General features: G+C 40.7%; 18 protein-coding genes. 15 read left to right on the forward strand and 3 right to left on the reverse strand.

Going from position 1 to position 22,497, the window contains the following annotated elements:
* The first annotated feature begins 396 nt into the window (after nt 1–396).
* The gene (locus tag ACYSNU_RS13170; protein WP_461737669.1) at nt 397–1,479 is read left to right on the forward strand and encodes an aminotransferase class I/II-fold pyridoxal phosphate-dependent enzyme; all 1,083 of its coding nucleotides are present in this window, start codon (nt 397–399) and stop codon (nt 1,477–1,479) included.
* Between the two features lie 158 nt (nt 1,480–1,637).
* On the opposite strand, the gene ACYSNU_RS13175 is transcribed toward ACYSNU_RS13170, so the two are convergent.
* Nucleotides 1,638–2,081 (reverse strand): hypothetical protein, encoded by a 444-nt coding sequence (locus tag ACYSNU_RS13175; RefSeq protein ID WP_461737670.1) that lies wholly within the window; start codon nt 2,079–2,081, stop codon nt 1,638–1,640.
* 204 nt (nt 2,082–2,285) lie between these two features.
* On the opposite strand from ACYSNU_RS13175, the gene ACYSNU_RS13180 reads away from it, so the two are divergent.
* The 7 genes from ACYSNU_RS13180 to pheT all read left to right on the forward strand — a co-directional run bounded on the left by ACYSNU_RS13180 (nt 2,286) and on the right by pheT (nt 14,975).
* Nucleotides 2,286–2,663: a YxeA family protein gene (locus ACYSNU_RS13180; RefSeq protein ID WP_461737671.1), complete on the forward strand. Its 378-nt coding sequence runs from the start codon at nt 2,286–2,288 to the stop codon at nt 2,661–2,663.
* Between the two features lie 122 nt (nt 2,664–2,785).
* Entirely contained in the window at nt 2,786–3,364 is a 579-nt protein-coding gene (gene lepB / locus ACYSNU_RS13185) for a signal peptidase I (RefSeq protein ID WP_461737672.1), read from the forward strand.
* 121 nt (nt 3,365–3,485) lie between these two features.
* Nucleotides 3,486–7,022, forward strand: coding sequence for a PD-(D/E)XK nuclease family protein (locus ACYSNU_RS13190; RefSeq protein ID WP_461737673.1), 3,537 nt, complete (start codon nt 3,486–3,488; stop codon nt 7,020–7,022).
* Nucleotides 7,015–10,797: a helicase-exonuclease AddAB subunit AddA gene (gene addA, locus ACYSNU_RS13195; protein ID WP_461737674.1), complete on the forward strand. Its 3,783-nt coding sequence runs from the start codon at nt 7,015–7,017 to the stop codon at nt 10,795–10,797. The genes ACYSNU_RS13190 and addA overlap by 8 nt, the downstream gene beginning before the upstream one ends.
* Before the next feature lie 58 nt (nt 10,798–10,855).
* Nucleotides 10,856–11,200: a winged helix-turn-helix transcriptional regulator gene (locus ACYSNU_RS13200; RefSeq protein WP_265457322.1), complete on the forward strand. Its 345-nt coding sequence runs from the start codon at nt 10,856–10,858 to the stop codon at nt 11,198–11,200.
* Between the two features lie 296 nt (nt 11,201–11,496).
* Entirely contained in the window at nt 11,497–12,549 is a 1,053-nt protein-coding gene (gene pheS, locus ACYSNU_RS13205) for a phenylalanine--tRNA ligase subunit alpha (protein WP_461737675.1), read from the forward strand.
* A 5-nt stretch (nt 12,550–12,554) separates the two neighbouring features.
* Complete coding sequence (pheT, locus tag ACYSNU_RS13210; protein ID WP_461737676.1) at nt 12,555–14,975, forward strand: phenylalanine--tRNA ligase subunit beta; 2,421 nt, start codon at nt 12,555–12,557, stop codon at nt 14,973–14,975.
* Nucleotides 14,976–15,008: 33 nt separating this feature from the next.
* Here pheT and ACYSNU_RS13215 read toward each other — a convergent pair whose 3' ends face one another.
* A complete protein-coding gene (locus ACYSNU_RS13215) occupies nt 15,009–15,227 on the reverse strand; it encodes a hypothetical protein (protein WP_461737677.1) in 219 nt (72 codons plus the stop codon).
* Between the two features lie 51 nt (nt 15,228–15,278).
* Here ACYSNU_RS13215 and ACYSNU_RS13220 point away from each other — a divergent pair, with 51 nt between their 5' ends.
* Nucleotides 15,279–15,797 (forward strand): NUDIX hydrolase, encoded by a 519-nt coding sequence (locus tag ACYSNU_RS13220; RefSeq protein WP_461737678.1) that lies wholly within the window; start codon nt 15,279–15,281, stop codon nt 15,795–15,797.
* A 59-nt stretch (nt 15,798–15,856) separates the two neighbouring features.
* Here the strand turns inward: ACYSNU_RS13220 and trpS are convergent, their stop codons facing one another.
* Nucleotides 15,857–16,864 (reverse strand): tryptophan--tRNA ligase, encoded by a 1,008-nt coding sequence (gene trpS / locus ACYSNU_RS13225; RefSeq protein ID WP_461737679.1) that lies wholly within the window; start codon nt 16,862–16,864, stop codon nt 15,857–15,859.
* Between the two features lie 263 nt (nt 16,865–17,127).
* Between trpS and ACYSNU_RS13230 the strand changes: the two genes are divergently transcribed.
* The 6 genes from ACYSNU_RS13230 (at nt 17,128) to rph (ending at nt 22,475) form a co-directional block, all read left to right on the forward strand.
* The gene (locus ACYSNU_RS13230) at nt 17,128–17,871 is read left to right on the forward strand and encodes an amino acid ABC transporter ATP-binding protein (RefSeq protein ID WP_461737680.1); all 744 of its coding nucleotides are present in this window, start codon (nt 17,128–17,130) and stop codon (nt 17,869–17,871) included.
* Between the two features lie 10 nt (nt 17,872–17,881).
* Nucleotides 17,882–18,700: a transporter substrate-binding domain-containing protein gene (locus tag ACYSNU_RS13235; protein ID WP_461737681.1), complete on the forward strand. Its 819-nt coding sequence runs from the start codon at nt 17,882–17,884 to the stop codon at nt 18,698–18,700.
* A gap of 51 nt (nt 18,701–18,751) precedes the next feature.
* Nucleotides 18,752–19,399 (forward strand): amino acid ABC transporter permease, encoded by a 648-nt coding sequence (locus ACYSNU_RS13240; RefSeq protein ID WP_265457334.1) that lies wholly within the window; start codon nt 18,752–18,754, stop codon nt 19,397–19,399.
* A gap of 15 nt (nt 19,400–19,414) precedes the next feature.
* Nucleotides 19,415–20,071 carry an amino acid ABC transporter permease gene (locus tag ACYSNU_RS13245; protein ID WP_461737682.1) on the forward strand — a complete coding sequence of 219 codons (657 nt, stop codon included), beginning with the start codon at nt 19,415–19,417 and terminating at the stop codon, nt 20,069–20,071.
* A 230-nt stretch (nt 20,072–20,301) separates the two neighbouring features.
* Entirely contained in the window at nt 20,302–21,114 is an 813-nt protein-coding gene (gene racE, locus ACYSNU_RS13250; protein WP_461737683.1) for a glutamate racemase, read from the forward strand.
* A 17-nt stretch (nt 21,115–21,131) separates the two neighbouring features.
* Nucleotides 21,132–22,475, forward strand: a complete 1,344-nt coding sequence (gene rph / locus ACYSNU_RS13255) for a ribonuclease PH (protein WP_461737684.1) — start codon at nt 21,132–21,134, stop codon at nt 22,473–22,475.
* The last annotated feature ends 22 nt before the right edge of the window (nt 22,476–22,497 follow it).

Below are 22,497 nucleotides of genomic sequence, written 5' to 3' on the forward strand. Positions count from 1 at the left end.
GCTCCTTTTATTAAAGGTATCACAAAAAAAAGCTCAAAAGCAACTAGAAAAGGCCCCGAGATGAGTTAATACAAATTTGAATTTTGTGAATGATTTTATTGTGAAGCATTGAAAATCTTATGTTCACGATGAAGGGTTACTTGATTAAAGAGGCTCACATACGATCTGTCTTTTAAGCTTATTAAACTACAGAGACTAAAAAGGTGAATTTATAAACGTCACCGGTCAACAACACCGACGACAGATTCTCTTAGACCAATCCCAAAAATTTATTCCCACAAAGATAAATTCCAACCTTTTTTAAGTTGACAGAAAAATTGTGCCTGTCTATAATTTAATCATTATTTCATTTTAATCTAATATTAAACTAATGATAAAATTACTGGAGGCAATTTTATGACAGATATCAATACTTTTTTAGCTCAAATCGGCAATCATCAAGATCAAAGCACCGGCGCCATCAGTTTGCCCATCCATCTATCAACAACGTATGAGCATCCAAAATTAGGTCAAAGTACCGGTTATGATTATACTCGCACTAAAAATCCAACACGTTGGGTTTTAGAAGAAGCTTTAGCAAAATTAGAAAACGGCAGTGTCGCAGTCGCTACTAGTTCTGGGATGAGCGCTTTGCAACTAGCCTTTCAATATTTTCCACAAGGCAGCCGTTTTCTCGTCTGTCGTGATTTATACGGTGGCAGCTTCCGCTTTTTTGAGATGCTAACGCAACAAGGGATTGCTAGCTTTGAGTATTTTAATAATGAAGAGGAGCTTGCTGCGCTAGTTTCTGCTGACATTGCTGGAATTTTTATCGAGACGCCGACTAATCCTTTAATGCAAGTCTTAGATATCAAAAAGATCGCTTCCATCGCCAAAGCTAATCAAGCCCTTTTAATTGTCGACAACACTTTTTTAACACCATTGCGACAAAAACCTTTAGACTTGGGAGCAGATATTGTGATTCACTCTGGCACGAAATTTTTATCCGGGCATAATGATTTATTGGCTGGCGTGGTCGTTGCTAAAGATCAAAAAATTGGCGAGAAACTGACTTGGCTCGCCAATACAACAGGGCCAACGTTATCACCATTTGATAGCTGGCTATTTGTCAGAAGTTTGAAAACTTTAGCGTTACGCTTTGAAAAGCAGGAGGAAACTGCTAAAGAGTTGGTGAAGCTATTGCCACAATTTAGCAAAATCAAAGAAGTCATCTATCCTGGGGTGGGGAGCATGATTTCGATTCGCGTGACTGAGGCCGCATTAGTTCCTGAGATTTTGGCAAATTTGCAACTCTTCACCTTTGCAGAAAGCTTAGGGGGAGTCGAAAGTTTGATTACCTATCCGACAACGCAAACCCATGCCGACGTTCCTAAAGAACTGAGGGAGGCCTATGGTTTAACTGCCGATTTATTGCGACTATCAATCGGCATTGAAGGCAGCCAAGATTTAGCGGCTGATTTAAAAGCGGTTTTGGATTAGCTTAAACTAGTCAAGTTATTTATTTTTTTAAACTTCTGTCTCAATTTCCAAAATAAAAAAACGCTTGCCAACCTGACAAACGTAAAACGTGCCAATTGCTGAAAGCTTTTCCAGCAGTTGGCACGTTTTGTATTTATCAAGATAGCTTGCTTTTAAGTCTAATTTTGTGATTGGCGTTTTAATTTCTTTTCTTGCTGCTTTTGCGCTTTGACTAAGCGTCTAGTAACTCGCCGCAGCAGGGCTTCTTGCCCATTAAACTCAGTAATTTTTTCTTGGGCGAAGGTCAGGACTTCTATCTGTAATTCGGTGGCTTCTTGGGCTTCATATACAGAAGCTAGTCGTTCATAATACTCATAGTGGAAGCCTTCAGAGGTTTCAATTAAATGTAAAAGCAGTAATTCGGCGTTCTCAAAATTTTGGTCCGCATAATGTTCTAGGGCATTCCGATAGAGTTTAATTCGGTAGTCTTCACTAACAAGGGGAGAGACCCGTTCTTTTAGCTCATTGATTGAAATTTTTTCTAAAATTTTTCCCGATGGATTTTTCAAAAATACCACAGGAATTTCATTGATATTATCAGGTAATCGTGAAATTTTTTGCATAGTCCATCAACCTACTCTTATTTTTCCTTTATCTTGATTATAAGGATAACCCATTAAAATAGAAAGAAAAAACTTTGAATAAAAGAAAAATCTAAGATTTGCCCGAAGTGGTCTACTGCTAAAGGCTGAAAAAAAACTCCTTTCACAGGCGGACGGATTTCTTGAGAATCTTTGTTACTATTTCTCTAGAAAGGACGTGTAATTTTGAAAATCATAAAAATTTTAATGGGCTTTGCAGTAATCATAATCATTGGCTTAGGCGGCTTACTCTTTTTTACCGCCAATTCTTCAGGCGAAGTTGCCGCTGTCATTGACCGCTTTAATCCATTAGTGCAAGAAGGGGCTGTCTATGTCAAAACCAAAGCCGCTGATAGTGTGAACGGCTACGGCACAGCTAGCTATCGCCAGTCTGCCGTTGATGAAAACGGCAAAGAGCGACAAATTGAATTTACCGCAGACCATGAACTAATTCAAGAACGTTATTTAAAAATTTCCAATAAAGGGGCTTACGTGGAAACTTATGAAGAAGTGACTGCAGAAGAGCTGCCGGTTAAAGCACTACAAGCCCTTGAAAATAATTAGCAGACTATACTGCCGCTAAAAACAATTTAAGAAATTGCTAGATTTAGCAACGGAAAAGGCAAATAAGTGTTCCAGTTGAAATTGTATGCTAAAATAAACTGGATGAAGGGCGGTAAAATTCTGTGAAGTTGATTGAGTTTTTGAAGTTTATTTTGTATCTAATTGTTTTAGTGGTGGTGCTCGTGATTGTACGCACCTACGTTTTTTCACCAGTGATTGTTAAAGGGGATTCGATGGATCCAACGTTAGAAAATAACGAACGCGTGATTGCCCTGAAATTTGGTGAAATTCAACGTTTTGATATCGTGACGTTTCCAGCACCGACTGAAGCAGATACTAATTATATTAAACGGGTGATTGGTCTACCCGGTGATACGGTTTCGATGTCTGGTGATGTGCTTTATATTAACGGCGAAGCCATTGATGAACCTTATTTGGATGAGTATAAATCAGAACTATCTGAAGGCGAAGTTCTCACGTGGGATTTCACTTTTGAAACGTTAGCGCAAGGCTATCATGGCAATCCGCCAGTTTCACAGTTTACTGGTGTCACGACTGTCCCAGAAGGAAAATTATTTGTTCTCGGAGATAATCGTCGCATATCAAAGGATAGCCGGATTATTGGCTTTATTGATGAAGATCAAATTATCGGCAATGTCAAATATGTTTTTTGGCCCTTTGACCGCTTTGGCAGCATTTAAAATAAAGATAAATTCAGCAGCGTGAGGGCATTAGAATAGCCCACCTGCTGAATTTTTTTGTTATACTATACAGTGAATCAACAACCTTTTATGTGGTAATAACAGTTTGAAGGAGGATGTTATGAGTCTAAAATTTATCTTAGGGACCGGCAGTCGAAATCATCGGGAAACTTTGATTTCAGAAGCCAAAGAATTACTGACTGCCCAACAGCAAGTTTTTTTTCTGGTGCCTAACTTTAATAAATTCGAACAAGAGCGGGAAATTTTACAAAAATTTGCCGATCAAGAACAGGATTTTTCAGCTATAAATTTACAAGTCTTTAGTCTACAGCGTTTGGCTTGGTATTACCTACAGCAGTCACCGGATTTTGTTCAAAGTTATTTGAGTGAGTCTAGCAGCGGTATGATTTTTCGAAAAATTTTAGCAACCTATGAACAGGAGTTAACGGTTTTTCGGGGTGAAATCAATAAAACTGGGTTTATCAGTCAGCTTTATACCTTGTATCGAGAATTACTGCAGGGGAATTTAACCTCTGCAGATTTAAAAAAAGCTGCTCAATCAAATGACCAGACCGCCGATCAGCAGTTAAAATTGCAGGATTTAAGTCTAATAATGGCGGCCTTTGAAGAAACCATTTGGCAGACGCAATTAGTTAAAGGTGACTTGCTGGATCAATTGGTTGAGTATTTACAGGAAGTAGATTTGAGCCAAGTCCATTTTCTGATTACCGGCTTTTCGCACTTTTCAGCGAAAGAAATCAAGCTGATTAGCTTATTGATGGAAAAAGCATCGGTGACTGTCAGCTTATTGTTAGATAAAAAGAGCTACGATCAGCCAATGGATAAGATTGATTTGTTTTACGATACCAGTGAACTTTATTTTCAGCTTTATCAACTCGCTAGAAAAAAAGCTGTGCCGATTAGCAATGATCTCTTTGCTGCCGAAAGTCAGGTTCATCCTGATTTAGTGGCGCTGCAAAAATTTTGGGAAACTAGCCAAAGTAATCAAGCAATTCCGCCAGCTCCTCAATCAGTTTCAGCATTGCATTTAATGCGGGGAGAAAATTTAAAAGAAGAAATTAGCTGGATTGGCCGCAAAATTCGTCAAAAAGTGATAGAAGAGGGCTATCGCTACCAAGATATTCAAGTTTTAGTCCGTGATCAAGACCGCTATGGCAATTTAATTGCCGAAGTCTTTAAAGAATTAGCGCTGCCGGTTTATTTGGACGAGTCCGTCAAAATGGAGCAGCATCCTTTAGTCGAGTTTTTATCAGCGCTGTTTGCAATCAAAACTTTTGATTTCCGTTTGAATGACATCATGCGACTTTTACGCACTGAATTATTAGTGCCAGAGGAAATTCCTTTTGGCAATGAAAACTTTAGTCATGCCAATCGTTTTCGTGATCTGGTAGATATAACAGAAAATATTGCGCTGGCCTATAATTTTCAAGGCTATAGCTGGAAAAATGAACAGGATTGGCATCTATATGCCTATGATTTTGAGGAAGGCCAAGAGGAAGACATTAAACCAGAGGAACAAAAAGCCAATTTTGTCCGCAATTTTCTTCGCCAACAGCTCCTTGATTTTTTTGCTAATTTAGAAAATAGCCAGACCGGTCAAGAAGCGGCCGCTCAGCTGTTTAATTTTTTGGCAACAAGCGGCGTTAAGCAGCGCCTTTTAGATTGGCGCAGTGAAGAAATTAATCAAGGGAATTTGGAGGCTGCCAGAAATCATGAGCAGACCTGGAATACACTGGTTCATCTCTTAGAAGAATATGTCTCGATTTATGGGACTGAGGTCTTTGAATGGGAAGTCTTTCAAGAGATTTTAGAGGCTGGCATGGAAAATGCGAATTACGGCATGATTCCCAGCGCCCTAGACCAAGTGCGCATCAATAATTTAGAATTGGCTCGACCTAATCAGGCAAAAATCACCTTTGCAGTTGGGTTGAACAATCAAGTGTTTCCGCAAAAAATTGAAATGACCGGCCTGCTAAGCTCAGAAGATAAAGTGTTTATTAATCATTTATTTGCTGAGGATGTCCAACAAAAATATTTATTTGATGCCACCACACAGGGAATGAATCGTGAGCCTTTTGCTGCTTACTTAGTTTTTCTTTCAGCAACAGAGGAATTGTATTTAAGCTATGCCGGCAACCAAGATACCGACAAAAATCTGCAGGTGTCGCCCTATGTGGAAAATATTGCCAATTATTTCGGCTTGGATTTTGAGCTGGCACAGGGCATTTCTTTGGAAGCAGCGGCTGATAAGCATCTGGGAACCTATCGCAGTTTGCTGGGGGATTTAACTTATTTGCAACGCTTGTCAATCGATGCAAGTTTAACAGAAGATAAAAAGGCTCTCCTGCCACAAAAATGGCAGGTGCTGAAAAATTTACTGCAGCGCTCAGCATTAGCCGCCACCACTGAAAAGACTTTTAAAAGTTTGGATTATGCAAATCAGGTGGTGCCTTTGTCTGCTGATTTAGTCGAAGCGATTTATGGCAATCAGTTAAAAGTTTCCGTGTCCCGTTTAGAAAACTTTTTCAATTGCGAATACAAATATTTCGCTACCTATGGTTTGGCTTTAAAAGAGCGGGACATTTACGGTTTGTCTCCGGCAGCCACCGGTGATTTTTTCCACGATGCATTGGACCGTTTTTTACAAGAAGTCATTCAAATGCAAGTCAGCCTTGCGACTATCAGCGACGAAGAGGTGCAAAACTTAACGGAGCAAGTCTTAATCAAGGTGTTAGGCGAAGCCCGCTTCACCATTTTAAATGAAAGCAATCGAATGAAATATATTCGCTACCAATTGAAACAGACAATTCATAAGGTCAGCTGGGCCTTGAAGCGGCAGAGTCAAGCCACCGGATTATCGCCGATGCAAACCGAATTACTTTTTGGCAGCAATCTCGGAAAAGAAGGCATTGCCGGTAAAGAAGTCCAGCTAAATCATCATGGCAAACTAGCAGTCCGCGGGATTATTGACCGGATTGATGTAGCGACTTCTCCAGAGAGTCAGCAAACATTTCTCAGTGTCGTCGATTATAAATCCAGTAAGCACAGCTTTGAAATTTGGAAAGCCTATTACGGATTAACGATGCAATTATTGACTTATCTAGATGTCGCTTTGATGAATGCGGTAAAACTAGTTGGTAAGGAGGATGTTAAACCAGCGGGGGCTTATTATCTCCACGTCAGAAATCCTGAATTGAAAAACGATCAGGATATCGCCAAAGAAACGATGACAGCCTTTAAGTATGACGGCCTGTTTGTTAACGACCCTGAAGTGTTAGAGCAGATGGCTCCGGATTTAGAAAAATCGGAAACTTCTAACGTCTTTCCAGTGAGTAAAAATGCCAAAGATTTATATAGCCCCGGCCGTTCACAAAATAAATTTTACACCGAAGACGAGCTGAATTTATTGCGCAAGCACAACGAAGACAATATGAAAACCGCCGGCAATCGTATTTTATCAGGAGAAATTGCCTTAAATCCCGCCTACATTAATAAAAATCCTTTGGCCTGTAATTTTTGTCCGTTTAGAAGTGTCTGCAATTTCGACGTACTAATGAAGGGGAACGATTACCATCGTTTAGAAAAATTATCAAAAGAAGAAGTTTTAAAACGCATTGGGGGCGAAGAGCATGAGTAATATTCCAGAAAAACCAACCGACGTGATGTTCACCCAGCCGCAATGGGATGCCATTTACGACAGTGGTACAAATATTTTAGTCTCGGCCTCAGCGGGTTCTGGTAAAACCCGCATTTTAGTTGAACGGGTGATTGAAAAGCTGAAAACAGGCGTCAAGATTGATGAATTGTTGATTGTGACCTTTACCGAAGCCGCTGCTCGTGAGATGAAGGAACGGATTCAAAAAGAGTTGCGGAAAACAATTAATCTACCGGAAATTTCAGTGACAGAACGACAAATGTTGACAGAACAATTAGTAAAATTACCAGCCGCCAATATCTCAACTTTACACGCCTTTTGTTTGACAGTGATTCGTCGCTTTTATTATTTGATTGATTTAGATCCAGTCTTTCGAATGTTGACAGATCAGACTGAAACGCTATTGTTAAAAGAAGATGTTTGGGAAGCACTGCGGGAAAAATTTTATGACGATACCGAGGGGGTACCGGCTGCTTTTTATGAGCTGACCGCTAATTTTTCCAATGACCGCAGTGATGACGGACTGACTGATTTAGTTTATCGATTATATGAATTTGCCAGAGCCAATCCCGACCCGGAGGCTTGGCTGTCAAAACTTTTAGATAATTATCCGGAAGAAGAGGGCTTAAAAAAATCTAAATTATTCTCCGAGGAAATGCTGCCCTTGATGATGGAAATGGTTGCAGCGGAGGCAGAGCTTTTTGAGCAATTGAAGCTGGCGGCTGAAGCCACAGAAGGATTGGCAAACATTATTCCTGTGATGCTTGGCAGCCAAGCAATTTGCCAAGCAATTTTGACAGCTTTGAAAGCGCAAGATTTTGAAGCTGCTTATGCTTTATTTGACCATCCTGATTTAGCTTTGCGCTTTCCACCAATCAGAGACCCAGAATTAAAAACAACGGTTACAGAGATTAGAGAAGCCCGTAACGCTGCCAAGAAAAGATTAGCGGCAATTAGAGAAGATTTTCTCCCTTACTTACCAGCTGAAATTAATCGCTTAATTGCTTTAGCCCGTCCTTTAATCCAAGAATTAATTGGTGTCGGACAAGCATTTATGGAAAGCTATGCTCTGGCAAAACGACAAAAAGGTGTCTTAGATTTCAATGATTTAGAACATTTGACCCTGCAAATTTTGCAAACTGAAAATACTAAAGGCATCAAAGAGGCCCAAGAATATTATCGTCATAAATTTTCAGAGGTTTTAGTGGACGAATATCAAGATACTAATGGCCTGCAGGAAGCAATTATTCGCCGCTTAACCAATCCCGAAAATCAGCCGGGAAATTTATTTATGGTGGGAGACGTCAAACAATCGATTTATTCTTTCCGCTTGGCTGATCCGACTTTATTTATTGGTAAATTTGAACAGTTTAAGGAAGCCGATAATTCTGATGGTCGCCTAATTGTGCTACCGGATAATTTTCGCTCCCGCAAGGAAGTCATTAATTTTACCAATTTAATTTTTGAACAGCTGATGGACAAACAGGTGGGGCAGATTGCTTATGATGAAGCAGCCAAATTGGTCGCCGGCTTTGGGCAGTTCCCGCAAAAAGATGTTTTTCAACCGGAGCTGCTACTATATGAAAAAGCGAAGGAAAATAGTGACGAAGCAGAAGTTATTGACCAGTTGATTGGCGACAGCAGTGCAATTAATGAACTGCTGTTGGAGGATAAGACTGATGGCGAGCTGTTGATGACGGGCTTAAAAATTCGGGAGCTGATTGACAGTCAATTTTTACTTTACGACAAAGATGCCAAAGCAGAACGACCAGCAGAATATCGTGACATTGTCCTATTAACCCCAACAAAGAAAAATAATATTGCGATTATGGATACTTTTAAACGCTTGGGCATTCCTGTTGAAGTCAACGATGCGGAAAATTATTTCCAAGCCACAGAGGTCCGCACGATGATTTCGCTGCTACAAATTATCGACAATCCTTATCAAGATATTCCATTAGCGGCAATTCTTCGTTCGCCGATGGTCGGTTTAAACGAGCGGGAGCTAGCAGAAATTCGGATGGCTAATAAAAATGGCAGTTTTTACGAAGCAGTTTTGTCATATAGCACAACAGGTCCCTTATTGCAAAAGGTGACAGAATTTCTCGACCAGCTGAATCGCTGGCGCAATCTAGTGCGCCGCCGCAATATTGCCCAACTGATTTGGCAGGTTTACCAAGAGACAGCCTATCCAGAATATGTTTTAGGCTTGCCAGCTGGTGATCAACGCTATGCTAATCTATTAGCTTTAGCAGATCGGGCAAAGGATTATGAAAACAGTAGTTATCGTGGTCTGTATCAATTTATCCGCTTTATAGAAAAGATGCAGGAGAAGGATAAAGATTTAGCAGAACCGATTGCCAAAGGTAGCGGCAATGCTGTACGAGTCATGACCATTCATGCGAGTAAAGGTTTAGAATTTCCAATTGTCTTTTTGATGGATATGTCAAAACGCTTTAATATGGCGGACACGCAAGCCAATTATATCTTTGATGAAAAATCCGGCATTGGCATCAAATATCTCGACCAGATTTCCCGTGTGCGCAAACAAACGCTGCCTTATAATGGCATTCGCCAATTGAAAACTCGCAAGTTACTCTCAGAAGAGTTGCGCAAACTGTATGTTGCCTTAACTCGCGCGGAGCAGAAACTTTTTTTAGTTGGCTCTTACAAAAATCAAGAAGAATTGCTGAAGACGTGGCAGATGGCGGAAAAATCAGCCGATGACGGCTTGGTTTTACCCACAACTTTAAGGATGCAAACCTCCCGCAGTTTTATGGACTGGTTAGGTTGGTCTTTAATTCGCCATCCAGATATTAAAAATTTTACCGAGCAAGAAGCGATTTTACCCGCATTAGCGAAGCATCCTAGTCACTTTAGCATTCATTGGTACACAGAAAATGATTTACAACACAGCTATCAGCAGTTAGAAAAACAAGCGGCTGATATCGAGATTTCTGTCAGTCAACAACCTGCGACACAGGAATTTGTTGATCGAGCAGAGAAAATTTTAAATTTCAGCTATCCTTTTAAAGAAGCCACTGAAACTACTAGCTACCAATCGGTTTCTGAAATAAAACGGGTCTTTGACGATCCTGACAACACCGGTTCTGAAAAACTTTTGTGGGAGAGCAGTCAGGAAAAGGCGATGAAGCGTCATCGCTACGTCGCGGATGATTTGGCTGTGCCGAATTTTTTAGCAACAGAGGCAGAACCGACAGCCGCAGTTATTGGAACAGCGACTCACCGCGTGTTGCAGCTATTACCCCTTGACCAAAAACCAGCAGTCGAAACCGTTGAAGCTTTGATTGAGCGCTTGGTAGCAGCCAATAATTTTGAAGCAGCTGTTGCGAAAAAAATTAAAGTTCCAGCGATTCTAGAATTTTTCGAGCAAGACTTTGGCCAATTTTTATTGGCCCATTCTGATAAAGTCAAAAGAGAGCAACCTTTCTCAATGTTGAAAAAAGCCGATGATATTTTTTCAGATTACCCGACAGAAGCTGATCAAGTCTTGATTCATGGTATTATTGATGGTTACGTCATTTTAGAAAATGAAATTTATCTCTATGATTTCAAAACGGATCATTTAAAAAACCCTGACGATGCTGTAGAACTTCAAGAAGTTGTCCAACGACACCAAGGACAGTTGCGCTTGTATCAGCAGGCTTTAAGTCAAGCGGAGAAGTTGCCGGTGAGTAAAATTTTTCTTATTTTGTTAGAATCTGGTAAAGTGATTGACATCGAAGCAAAGGGCTAGGCATTCTCACTTACAAAATGTAAGTAATGTGCTATAATCACTTAATGAGGTGATAAGAATGGAGCAAGTACAAATTTCTAATTACGCAATCTGTCCCAAGTTTGAAAAAACTTTTTCAATTCTTGGCAAAAAGTGGAACGGTTTAATTATCGAAGTCTTATTAGATAATGGGCCGCAAAGATTTGTTGACATTGCCGGCAAAATTCCTCAAGTCAGCGATCGTCTTTTAGTTGAACGCTTGAAAGAGTTGGAACGTGAAGGCATCGTTACCCGAGAAGTTTCCTGTAAAGAAAATAATCGCAGCGAGTATTTATTGACGAAAAAAGGCGCAGACTTGCGTTTGGCTATGACACAAATCCACCAATGGGGGGATAAATGGCTGACTGATGCAGAATGCAGTTGATTTTCTCGATTAAGTTTAGTACACTGTTGTCAATTGAATAAATAAAAACGTTGATGGAAAAGAGTAGTTTGGCTGACACTGAAAAGGGAAAACCTGTCACTGACTGTAAGCAGGTTGAGTTGTCGAAAAATGAAGTTCACTTCCGGAGTTTGTCTTTTAGACCGGTCAGACCGTTAAAAAAATTGAGTGCGCAAAGATTTTTTTGTGAATTAGGATGGTAACACGAGAGCTCGTTCCTTAGTTGGAATGAATTCTCGTGTTTTTTATTTTTGCCACTTAAAAATAGGAGGAGAAACATGTCATTAGCAAAAACCCAAGCAACTTTAGAAACGTTGCGGAATGAAACATTGGCAAAGGTTGCAGCCGTAACTGATTTAAACAGTTTAAATCAGATTCGCGTGGAAACCTTAGGAAAAAAAGGCCCGATTACTGAGGTCTTACGAGGGATGAAGGATTTATCCGCTGAAGATCGTCCGAAAGTTGGTGGTTTTGCCAACGTTATTCGTGATGAAATTACCGCAGCAATTGAAGCTCGCAAAACTGATCTAGAAGCTGATGCTTTAAATGAAGCATTAGCAAAGGAAACTTTGGATGTCACCTTGCCAGGAGCACAAGTCAAACAAGGTACTCGTCATATCTTGACGCAAACGATGGAAGAGATTGAAGATATTTTCGTCGGCATGGGCTATCAAGTAGTAGAAGGCTTTGAAGTGGAGAGCGACCATTATAATTTTGAACGGATGAATCTACCGAAAAATCATCCCGCTCGGGACATGCAGGATACTTTTTATATTTCTGATGAAATTTTAATCCGGACCCACACTTCACCTGTCCAAGCACGGACGATGGAAAAACATGATTTTTCAAAAGGCGCTCTGCGGATGATTTCGCCGGGAAAAGTTTTTCGCCGTGATACCGATGATGCCACCCACAGTCACCAATTCCACCAAATTGAAGGCTTGGTTGTCGACAAAAACATTACGATGGGGGACTTAAAAGGCACCCTTGAAGTGGTGATGAAAAAAATGTTCGGCGCCGATCGCAAAATTCGCCTGCGACCAAGTTATTTTCCCTTTACCGAACCTTCTGTTGAAACAGATGTTTCTTGTTTCAAATGTGGCGGGGCTGGCTGTAATGTCTGCAAATATACCGGCTGGATTGAAATTTTAGGGGCCGGCATGGTCCATCCCGATGTACTGCAAATGTCCGGCATTGACCCAGAAGTTTATTCTGGTTTTGCCTTTGGCTTAGGACCAGATCGGGTCGCGATGCTGCGCTATGGCGTCAACGATATTCGCTATTTTTATCAAAACGACTTACGTTTCTTAGAACAATTCAAGGGGGAATAGACTAAATGTTAGTTTCATATAAATGGTTAGGGGAATATTTGGATTTAAGCAATATCTCCGCAAAGGATTTAGAAACGCAAATGTCGTTAACCGGCATTGAAGTAGAAGGCGTGGAACTGCCAGTTGAAGGCTTGAAAAAAATTGTCGTCGGCGAGGTTAAAGAATGTATTCCACATCCTGATTCAGATCATCTTTCAATCTGCCAAGTCGATATCGGTGAAGCGGAATTATCACAGATTGTCTGTGGAGCACCGAATGTTAAAGTCGGCATCAAAGTCATCGTGGCTTTACCAAACTCTCGGATTGCCGGCAATGTCAAAATTAAAAAGGGCAAGATGCGGGGCCAAGTTTCTAACGGCATGATTTGTTCTTTACAGGAGCTGGGCTACTCAGACAGCGTCATTCCTAAAGAATTCGCTGATGGCATTTATTATTTACCGCAAGATGCTGTGGTAGGAACTGAAGTCTTTTCTTACTTAGAGATGGATGATGCGATCATTGATTTATCGATTACACCTAACCGAGCGGATGCTCTAAGTATTCGTGGTGTTGCCTATGAAGTTGGTGCTATCTATCGTCAAACGCCAGTCTTTAATGATGAAGTTTTAGTCGAAGTGGCCGAAAAAGCCAGCGATAAAATTAAAGTTACCGTGGCAGATACAGCAGATGCGCCTGCGTATCAGATTCGCGTAATTGAAAATGTCAAAATTGCCCCAAGTCCTCAATGGTTACAAAATCGTTTGATGAACGAAGGGATTCGACCAATTAATAATGTCGTGGATATCACCAATTATATTCTTTTATTATTTGGCCAACCGCTCCATGCCTTTGACTACAATAAATTGGGCAGTCAAGAAATTTTAGTGCGTCGAGCAGAACCGGCAGAAAAACTAACTACGCTAGATGACGTTGAAAGAAGTTTAACACCAGAAAATATTGTCATTACCAATGGCTCAAATCCGGTTGCCTTGGCTGGCGTAATGGGGGGCTTAGATTCAGAAATTGATCAAGCGACTACAACGGTTGCCCTAGAAGCTGCCATGTTTGATAGTGTCTCCATTCGCAAAACGTCTCAGCAATTTAATTTGCGCAGCGAATCTTCCACTCGTTTTGAAAAGGGGATTAATCAAGCGACGATTGCAGAGGCCTGTGATGTGGCAGCCGCAATGATTGCTAAATTAGCTGGCGGTCAAGTTTTATCTGGTGCCGTAGAAGGTTCTAAAATTATTCCAGAGGATGCTTTAGTCGGCATTACTTTAGCTAAAATCAATCGGTCTTTAGGAACCGATTTAACCGAAGAGCAGGTCAATGAAATTTTAACAGCTTTAGGCTTTGGCTATGAAGTAGTTGAAGGGGATTACTCAATTACCATTCCGCCAAGACGCTGGGATATTACTATTGAAGCAGATATCATTGAAGAAGTTGCTAGAATTTATGGCTACGACAACTTGCCATCCACCTTGCCAAGCGGAGAAACAGTTGCCGGCAGTCTGACTACTGAACAGCGGGTGACTCGTCAAATTCGTGGCATTTTAGAAGGCAGTGGTCTGAGTGAAGCCATCAGTTACGCTTTAACAACGGCGGAAAAATCAGTAGAATTTACCGTTCAGCCAACGAAATTAACCCGTTTAGACTGGCCAATGAGTGAAGAACGCTCAGTTCTGCGGCAAAATTTAATTAGCGGCTTACTGGATGATGTTGCGTATAACAGCGCCCGCAAAAATAGTAATGTTGCGCTGTATGAAATTGGCCGCGTCTTCTTCCAAGAACATGATCCGTTAAAAGATTTGCCTCAAGAAGTAAAACATTTAGGTCTGGCAATCAGTGGAAATTGGAAGGATAAAGATTGGCAAACGGCAGGACAAAAAGTTGATTTCTATCTGTTGAAGGGGATTGTTGAAACGCTTTTAGAGGAGCTAGGCTTAGCTGAACAAATTTCTTTTGTCCAAACGACTACCATTAAAGAAATGCATCCCGGCAGAACAGCCGAAATTGTCTTGGATAATCAAGTTGTCGGATTTATCGGCCAAGTCCATCCAGCAGTTGCTAAGGCTTATGATATTAAAGAAACTTATGTTGCAGAACTTGATTTGCAGGCTCTATTGGCTGTTGAAAAAGCGCCTTTAGTCTATCAAGAAGTCTCAAAATATCCTTCCGTTAGCCGAGATATCGCATTGTTGGTTCCCGAGACGGTTGCTAGTGGCGATATTGTTGCAACGATTGGTGAATTTGGCGGTCGCTTCTTAACAAATGTTGACCTATTCGATGTCTATCAAGGGGCAAACATTGAAGCTGGCAAGAAGTCGTTGGCCTACAGTTTGACCTTTGTCAATCACGAAGCGACGTTAACCGACGAAGAAATTAATGCAGCTATGGAAAAAATCACTAAAAACTTAATCGACCAATTTGCAGTCGAAATTCGCTAAAAAGAAATCTGTGAGTGTTAGAAATTCTGACACTCACAGATTTTTTTGACTCTGGGCTAATTCTTTTTCAATCAAATAAAGGGCTAGCTTAAAAGCTTTTATGCGCTCTTTTGACAACGTAATATGCGCTTTAAGATTTTTTCCGGCTCGTTGCTTTTCCTCTAAAGAAAGCACCGCTTGCTCAATTTTATGAAGGGTCGAGGTTAGTGATTTTTTGGCTGCTTGATAATCTGTTAGTTGATAGTCCGTCATTTTTTCGGTATCCTTTCTTGTAGTAAAAATTTTCAGTAAGGGAGTTTTAGTATGCCGGAAAAAATATCTGTTTACAATGCCCAAAAGCAAACAATGGAGAAATATCATCTACGGGATACCCCCATGATGAAAGATGACTATCGTTTTGTGGTGACAGTCTTGGTTTTTAATTCAGCGGGACAATTGCTGATTCAAAAGCGTAAAGAAAATAAATTTGCGTGGCCAAATTATTGGGATTTCACGGCCAGCGGGGCAGTTGACTTCGGCGAAGAAATTTATCAAGCGGCTGAACGAGAATTATTTGAAGAGTTGGGAATTACTGTCCAGCTTAAAAATGTAGCTAGCCGAATGACGTTTGCCTTTCACGAAGGTTGGGATGAGATTTATTTTATTACTAAAGATATCCCCCTTGAAGCACTTGTTTTACAGGAATCTGAAGTCATAGCTGCCCGTTGGGTTGATGAAGCCGAGTATCTGACGCTTTTAGAAAGTGGCGCCTTTATTCCATATATCTACGGCAAAAGCATTTTTGATTTCTATCGCAACGCTGGTGAACATTTGGAAAAATAAAAAAATTGAGGTGCCAGTATTTAACGTTTGATTAAATACTGACACCTCAAAATATTTTTTTAGAAATAGGCAATGCCCATCGCTTTTTTCACTTCAGATAAGGTCGCGGCCGCAACTTTTTCAGCTGACTGGCTGCCCGCTTGTAAAATATTTAAAACCTCACCTAAGTCTTTTGCATATTCTTCTCGGCGAGTGCGAATTGGCGCTAGCTCCGCTTCTAAAACATCAATTAAATAGCGTTTGATTTTGACATCTCCTAAGCCGCCACGACGGTAATGTTCTTTCAACTCTGCAATTTTTTCTTTGTCTTGACCAAAAACATCTAAGTAGGTAAAGACCATGTTGCCTTCTACTTGTCCAGGATCTTCCACATGAATATGGTTAGGATCAGTATACATGCTCATAACTTTCTTTTGGACAACATCTGCTGTATCGGCTAAGTAAATCCCATTGCCTAAAGATTTGCTCATCTTGCCGTTGCCGTCAATGCCCGGCAGGCGGCCCATATTTTTTGGCGGCAACACAGCTTTAGGTTCAACTAAAACTTCACCATAAGTATTGTTAAAGCTGTGAACAATCTCTTGCGTTTGTTCCAGCATCGGTTTTTGATCTTCGCCAACAGGCACTAGATTAGCTTTAAAAGCTGTGATATCCGCTGCCTGTGATACCGGATAAATAAAGAAACCTGCCGGAACACTTTCGCCGAATTTTTTTTGTTCAATTTCCGCTTTAACGGTCGGGTTGCGCCGCACACGGCCAACGCTCACCAAATTTAAATAATACATGGTTAATTCCGAAAGTTCAGGAATTTGTGACTGGACAAAGATAGTTGTTTTGCTTGGATCTAAGCCAACTGCTAAATAATCCAAGGCGACCTCGGTTAAATTGGTCCGAATTTTCTCTGGATTCTTGGCATTGTCCGTCAAGGCCTGCATATCCGCCACCATAATGAATAATTTATTCATCGGATCAGCCTGCATCTCAACTCGGGTTTTTAAAGAACCAACATAATGGCCTAAATGTAAACGACCAGTGGGGCGGTCGCCGGTTAAAATAATGTTTGTCATCGTGCACCTCATTTAATTCGTTAAAAAGTTTCCCCTTTATAGTACCTTTTTTTTAGCTAAACTACAAGATTATCAAGTCACTGGGATAAAAAGTATGAAATAATATCGAATTTTTTTCTGAAAATGTGGCGATTTTTGAAAAAAAATTCAATTTTTCATGTTTTAAGTACTTTACAATTCCTTTCTCATTAGTTTATAATAAAACCTGCACATATTTTCATGTTAGATTTTTTAACAACAAACTAAACAAAGGAGCGAATCGCATGGCCATGATTGAATTTAAGAACGTTGAGAAATATTATGGGAAGTTTCACGCGTTGAAAAATATTAATTTAAGTTTTGAAAAAGGTGAAGTTGTGGTTGTCATTGGACCATCCGGCTCTGGTAAAAGTACCATGCTGCGTTGTATCAATGGCTTGGAAATGATTTCAGAAGGCGAGCTTTTAATTAATGATGTCAATCTTCATGACAAGTCCATCAAGCTAACCGAAATTCGTAAAAATATTGGAATGGTTTTTCAGCATTTCAATTTGTATCCCAATAAGACGGTTTTGGAAAACATTACTTTGGCACCGATGAAGGTTTTAAAACAAGATCAGGCAACAGCTGAAAAAACAGCTGAAAAATTCTTGAAGCGGGTAGATATGCTGGATAAAAAAGATTCTTATCCTTCCATGCTTTCTGGTGGTCAACAGCAGCGGGTAGCTATTGCCCGTGGTTTAGCGATGAACCCAGAAATGCTTTTGTTTGATGAACCAACCTCAGCATTAGATCCGGAAATGATTGGTGACGTTTTGAATGTCATGAAAAAATTAGCCAAAGACGGCGAAGGGATGTCGATGATTGTCGTCACCCATGAAATGGGCTTCGCTAAAGAAGTGGCGGACCGGGTTATTTTTATGGCGGACGGACAAGTTTTAGAAGAAAGTCGCGATGTGGAAGATTTCTTTGCAAATCCTAAAGACGAACGGGCGAAACAGTTCATCAGTAAAGTAATCAATCATTAGGAGGTATTGTATGAAAAAAATAAAAAAATGGCTGCCTTTAGGTCTGCTTGCTGGCTTAGCCTTATTTTTAAGTGGCTGTGGCGCAAGCTCTGTGGCCAACCAGAATATCTTATCGGCTGCTGAAAGTGACAACGAAATTGTTTGGGGTGTCAAATACGATACCAATTTATTTGGACTTTATAATATTGCTGACAATCAAGTCGAGGGCTTTGATATTGATATCGCAAAAGCCTTGACCAAAGAAATTCTCGGAGATGAAGGACAAGCAACTTTTGTCGAAGTAACCTCCAAAACGCGGATTCCATTATTAAAAAATGGGAATATCGATGCGATTATTGCCACGATGACCATTACTGAAGAACGCCGGCAGCAGGTTGATTTTTCTGATGTGTATTTTAGCGCTGGTCAGTCTTTATTAGTCAAAAATGGCAGCAGCATTTCAAGTATCGCCGATCTTAATTCTGATACGACGGTTCTAGTTGTAAAAGGGTCCACTTCCGCTGACAACATTCGGGAAGCTGCTCCTGAAGCCAATGTTTTAGAGCTGGAAAATTATTCAGAATGTTTTACAGCACTGCAGGCTGGTCAAGGGGATGCCATGACCACTGATAATGCAATTTTACTCGGCTTGGCTCAAGAAAATCCTGATTATCAACTAGTTGGTGGAACTTTTACCGATGAGCCTTACGGAATTGCCATCAACAAAGGGCAAGAAGATTTTCTAAATGCCGTTGATGATGCTTTAGCTGATATGGTCGCCGATGGAACCTATGAAGAAATTTATACAAAATGGTTCCCTGATAATCAAGATGGTAGTGTCGCTAGTTAGTCAGTTGGCCAGCGAGTTTTAAAATTCAGCAATCTGTAGAGGAGGGAAAATATGTTAGAGCTTTTTCAAACATATAGTTCAAGCTTTTTTGAAGGGTTTAAATACACCTTGTTATCCAGTATTCTTGCCTTGATTTTCAGCTTAATCATCGGGACGTTGATGGCGATTTTACAGCTGTCCAACAACCGTTTAGTTAAAGGCTTAGCCAAAGCCTACGTGGAATTTTTTAGAAATATTCCCTTGTTAATTATTGCCATGTTCTTTTATGTGGTGGTGCCGTTATATTGGTTCACAGTGGATGGATTTACAGCCGGTACAATCGGGCTGACTCTTTATACCTCGGCTTTTATCGCCGAAACCATTCGATCAGGGATTCAAACTGTACCAACCGGACAAATGGAGGCCGGCTTGTCATCTGGTTTGACTTACGTGCAGACGATGCGCTATATCGTCATGCCGCAAGCCTTTAAAATTGTTGTCCCACCATTAGGTAATCAGTTTATCAATCTAGTAAAAAATTCATCTATTTTAGCAATGGTAGCTGGCTTGGATATCATGTATCAAGGGGACTTAGTAGCCAGTGCGACCTTTGATACCTTTAACACTTATATCATTGTTGGTATTTTTTACTTGGTAATTACTTTGCCACTATCTTATTTGATGAAATATTTAGAAAGACGCTGGGCAGTGACCGGCTAGAAAGGGGGAGACCACATGGCATTTTTTGAAGCATTTTCATGGATTAATATTCGCTTTTTATTGGACGGCCTATTAGTTACAGTCGAAGTCTCTCTGATTTCTATGGTACTGAGTTTGCTGATTGGCGGTATCACCGGCATTTTACGTTTTGCTGAGATTCCCTTTCTATCTAAAATATTAGGGGTCATCATCGATGTGATTCGGAATTTACCTTTGCTATTAATTATCTTCTTTACGTATTTTGCTTTACCGCAAATCGGTATTCAATTTGATATCTTTTGGTCAGCGGTTGCGGCATTGACTATTTTCGAATCTGCAATGCTCTCAGAAATTTTCCGAGCTGGTTTAAATGCGGTACCAAAAGGCCAAATGGAAGCCGGTCTTTCCACCGGCTTAACTTATCCGCAGACGATGTGGCAGATTATTTTGCCTCAGGCGATTAAATCAATGGTGCCGGCAATCGTCAGCCAGCTGATTTCTTTAATTAAAGATACTTCTTTGGCAATCATTATTTCACTGCCGGAAGTAACCCACAATGCTCGGATTATTTACGGACAGGATTCCAGCTATGTTTTGCCGATGTATGTAGCCTTAACGGTTTTATACTTTATAATTTGTTACGCCCTTTCTTTATTGTCAAATTATTTAGAAAGACGCAAATACAGTTATTAAAAAATTTTTCAGCAGCTTGTCATTTGGCAGGCTGCTTTTTTGCGGAAAATATTATAAAAAATATTTATATCCAGTGTTTAATAGAAGGAATTTGTTTGCTGGAAAAAGGGAATGCATAGAAGGCTTATTAAACTTTCCTAAGGGAGAGGAAAAAAACTTGAAAAAGTTGTCTAAAAAAGCGAGAATATATTGTATTGTTTTAATTTTAACTAGTAAAAGGATGGATTCTTTTGTTAAATCCAAAACCAATCGGCTTCATTGACTCTGGTGTTGGCGGCTTGACGGTCGCTAAGGAGGCCATGAAGCAATTGCCTTATGAAAATATTATTTATTTAGGGGACACGGCCCGCTGTCCTTATGGTCCGAGACCCGCAGAACAAGTGATTCAGTTTACTTGGGAGATGACCAATTTTTTATTGCAGAAGGATATCAAAATGCTGGTGATTGCCTGCAATACTGCGACTGCCGTTGCCTTAGAGGAAATCAAGGCCCAGCTTTCAATTCCTGTGGTGGGGGTAATTTTGCCAGGAACAAGGGCCGCGTTAAAATCCACCGGCAGTCAACGAATCGGAATTATCGGCACCCAAGGCACAATCAAAAGTGATTCTTATAAGCGAGCCTTAAAAAATAAATCCCCGCAGGTTTTTGTAGAAAGTTTGGCTTGCCCCAAGTTTGTGCCAATTGTGGAGAGTAATGAATATGCCTCTTCCGTTGCCAAAAAAATTGTCTCAGAAACCCTCATGCCGCTTCAAAAAAAACGGCTGGACACCTTAATTTTAGGCTGTACTCATTATCCGTTGCTGCGGCCAGTCATTCAAAATGTTATGGGCAGCGGCGTGCATCTGATAGACTCAGGTGCGGAAACTGTCGGCGAGGTCAGCATGCTATTAGATTATTTTGACATCGCCAACGGACCAGAAAACCCGCAGCCGACAAAAGAATTTTATACGACTAGTTCTCCGCAATTATTTGATGCAATTGCTCAAGGCTGGTTGACAAATTATCAAGAAAAAGCACAACATGCAAAATTAAGTAGCAAATAATTTTTAGGAGGAAACTCATGCGCCATGACGGTCGAGCAGTGAATCAAGTGCGTCCAGTACAAATTAAAACCAATGTCTACAAACATCCAGAAGGTTCAGTAGTTATTTCCTTTGGCGATACCGAAGTGATTTGCTCGGCTACTGTGGAAGAAAATGTGCCACCCTTTTTAAAAGGGGCGGGCAGCGGTTGGGTGACTGCTGAATACTCAATGTTACCGAGAGCTACCAACACAAGAAATCGGCGGGAAGCCAATAAAGGCAAGCTCAGCGGACGAACGATGGAAATCCAACGTTTGATTGCTCGTTCTTTACGGGCGGTTGTCGATTTAGAAAAGCTTGGCGAGCGCAGCATTGTCGTTGACTGTGATGTGGTGCAAGCTGACGGAGGCACTCGGACAGCTAGCATCACCGGGGCTTTCATTGCTTTGTCTTTGGCAATTACAAAATTAATTGTTAGAGGCGAGTTAAAAGAAAATCCCATCAAGGAACATCTGGCAGCTGTCAGTGTCGGTATTTTGCCAGACGGCAGCTGTGTGACCGATTTAGATTACATAGAGGATTCTGCTGCTAAAGTCGATATGAATCTAGTGATGACCGAAGCCGGTGAATTTGTTGAGATTCAAGGAACCGGTGAAGAAGCAACTTTTTCCGGTGAGGATTTGAATACAATGCTTTTTTACGGAAAGCAAGCGATTCAAGAATTAATTACTTTGCAAAAGGAAGCTCTTTTTACTCACCATCAAGGAGCTGCAGTTGATAAAACGATTGTGATTGCCACTAGAAATCCCGGCAAGGCCAAGGAATTTGCAAATTTATTTAGTCAAGCTGGCTATCAAATCAAAACTTTATTGGATTATCCTGAGCTGCCAGATGTCGCTGAAACCGGGCAAACTTTTGAAGAAAATGCCCGCTTAAAGGCGGAAACGATTGCCCAGATTTTGCAGCAACCAGTGTTAGCCGATGATTCCGGCTTAAAGGTTGATGCTCTTGATGGAATGCCCGGCATTTATTCGGCCCGTTTTTCTGGACTGCAGGCGACCGATGCGGGAAACAACGCCAAATTATTGCATGAACTAACTGAAGTTCCAGATGAAAAACGGACGGCTCAATTTCATTGTACGCTGGTTTTTGCAGCCCCTTATAAAAAAAGTTTAGTCGTTGAAGCAGAGTGGCCGGGGGTAATCGGGCGAATTCCTCGAGGAGAAAACGGTTTTGGTTACGATCCTTTATTTTATCTGCCAGAATACGATAAAACGGCTGCAGAATTATCTGATGAACAAAAAAATCAGGTCAGTCATCGGGGACAAGCGGTAGCCAAATTGGCAAAAATCTGGCAAAATTGGTTAGAGGAAACGGAATAATTATTAATGTGTGACAAGGAGA

Source organism: Enterococcus sp. LJL120 (genome assembly GCF_054871765.1).

Coding starts and splice junctions, on each gene's coding strand:
- ACYSNU_RS13170 (WP_461737669.1), top strand. CDS start 397: ATGACAGATATCAATACTTTTTTAGCTCAAATCGGCAATCATCAAGAT.
- ACYSNU_RS13175 (WP_461737670.1), bottom strand. CDS start 2,081: ATGCAAAAAATTTCACGATTACCTGATAATATCAATGAAATTCCTGTG.
- ACYSNU_RS13190 (WP_461737673.1), top strand. CDS start 3,486: ATGAGTCTAAAATTTATCTTAGGGACCGGCAGTCGAAATCATCGGGAA.
- addA (WP_461737674.1), top strand. CDS start 7,015: ATGAGTAATATTCCAGAAAAACCAACCGACGTGATGTTCACCCAGCCG.
- ACYSNU_RS13200 (WP_265457322.1), top strand. CDS start 10,856: ATGGAGCAAGTACAAATTTCTAATTACGCAATCTGTCCCAAGTTTGAA.
- pheS (WP_461737675.1), top strand. CDS start 11,497: ATGTCATTAGCAAAAACCCAAGCAACTTTAGAAACGTTGCGGAATGAA.
- pheT (WP_461737676.1), top strand. CDS start 12,555: ATGTTAGTTTCATATAAATGGTTAGGGGAATATTTGGATTTAAGCAAT.
- ACYSNU_RS13215 (WP_461737677.1), bottom strand. CDS start 15,227: ATGACGGACTATCAACTAACAGATTATCAAGCAGCCAAAAAATCACTA.
- ACYSNU_RS13220 (WP_461737678.1), top strand. CDS start 15,279: ATGCCGGAAAAAATATCTGTTTACAATGCCCAAAAGCAAACAATGGAG.
- trpS (WP_461737679.1), bottom strand. CDS start 16,864: ATGACAAACATTATTTTAACCGGCGACCGCCCCACTGGTCGTTTACAT.
- ACYSNU_RS13230 (WP_461737680.1), top strand. CDS start 17,128: ATGGCCATGATTGAATTTAAGAACGTTGAGAAATATTATGGGAAGTTT.
- ACYSNU_RS13235 (WP_461737681.1), top strand. CDS start 17,882: ATGAAAAAAATAAAAAAATGGCTGCCTTTAGGTCTGCTTGCTGGCTTA.
- ACYSNU_RS13240 (WP_265457334.1), top strand. CDS start 18,752: ATGTTAGAGCTTTTTCAAACATATAGTTCAAGCTTTTTTGAAGGGTTT.
- ACYSNU_RS13245 (WP_461737682.1), top strand. CDS start 19,415: ATGGCATTTTTTGAAGCATTTTCATGGATTAATATTCGCTTTTTATTG.
- rph (WP_461737684.1), top strand. CDS start 21,132: ATGCGCCATGACGGTCGAGCAGTGAATCAAGTGCGTCCAGTACAAATT.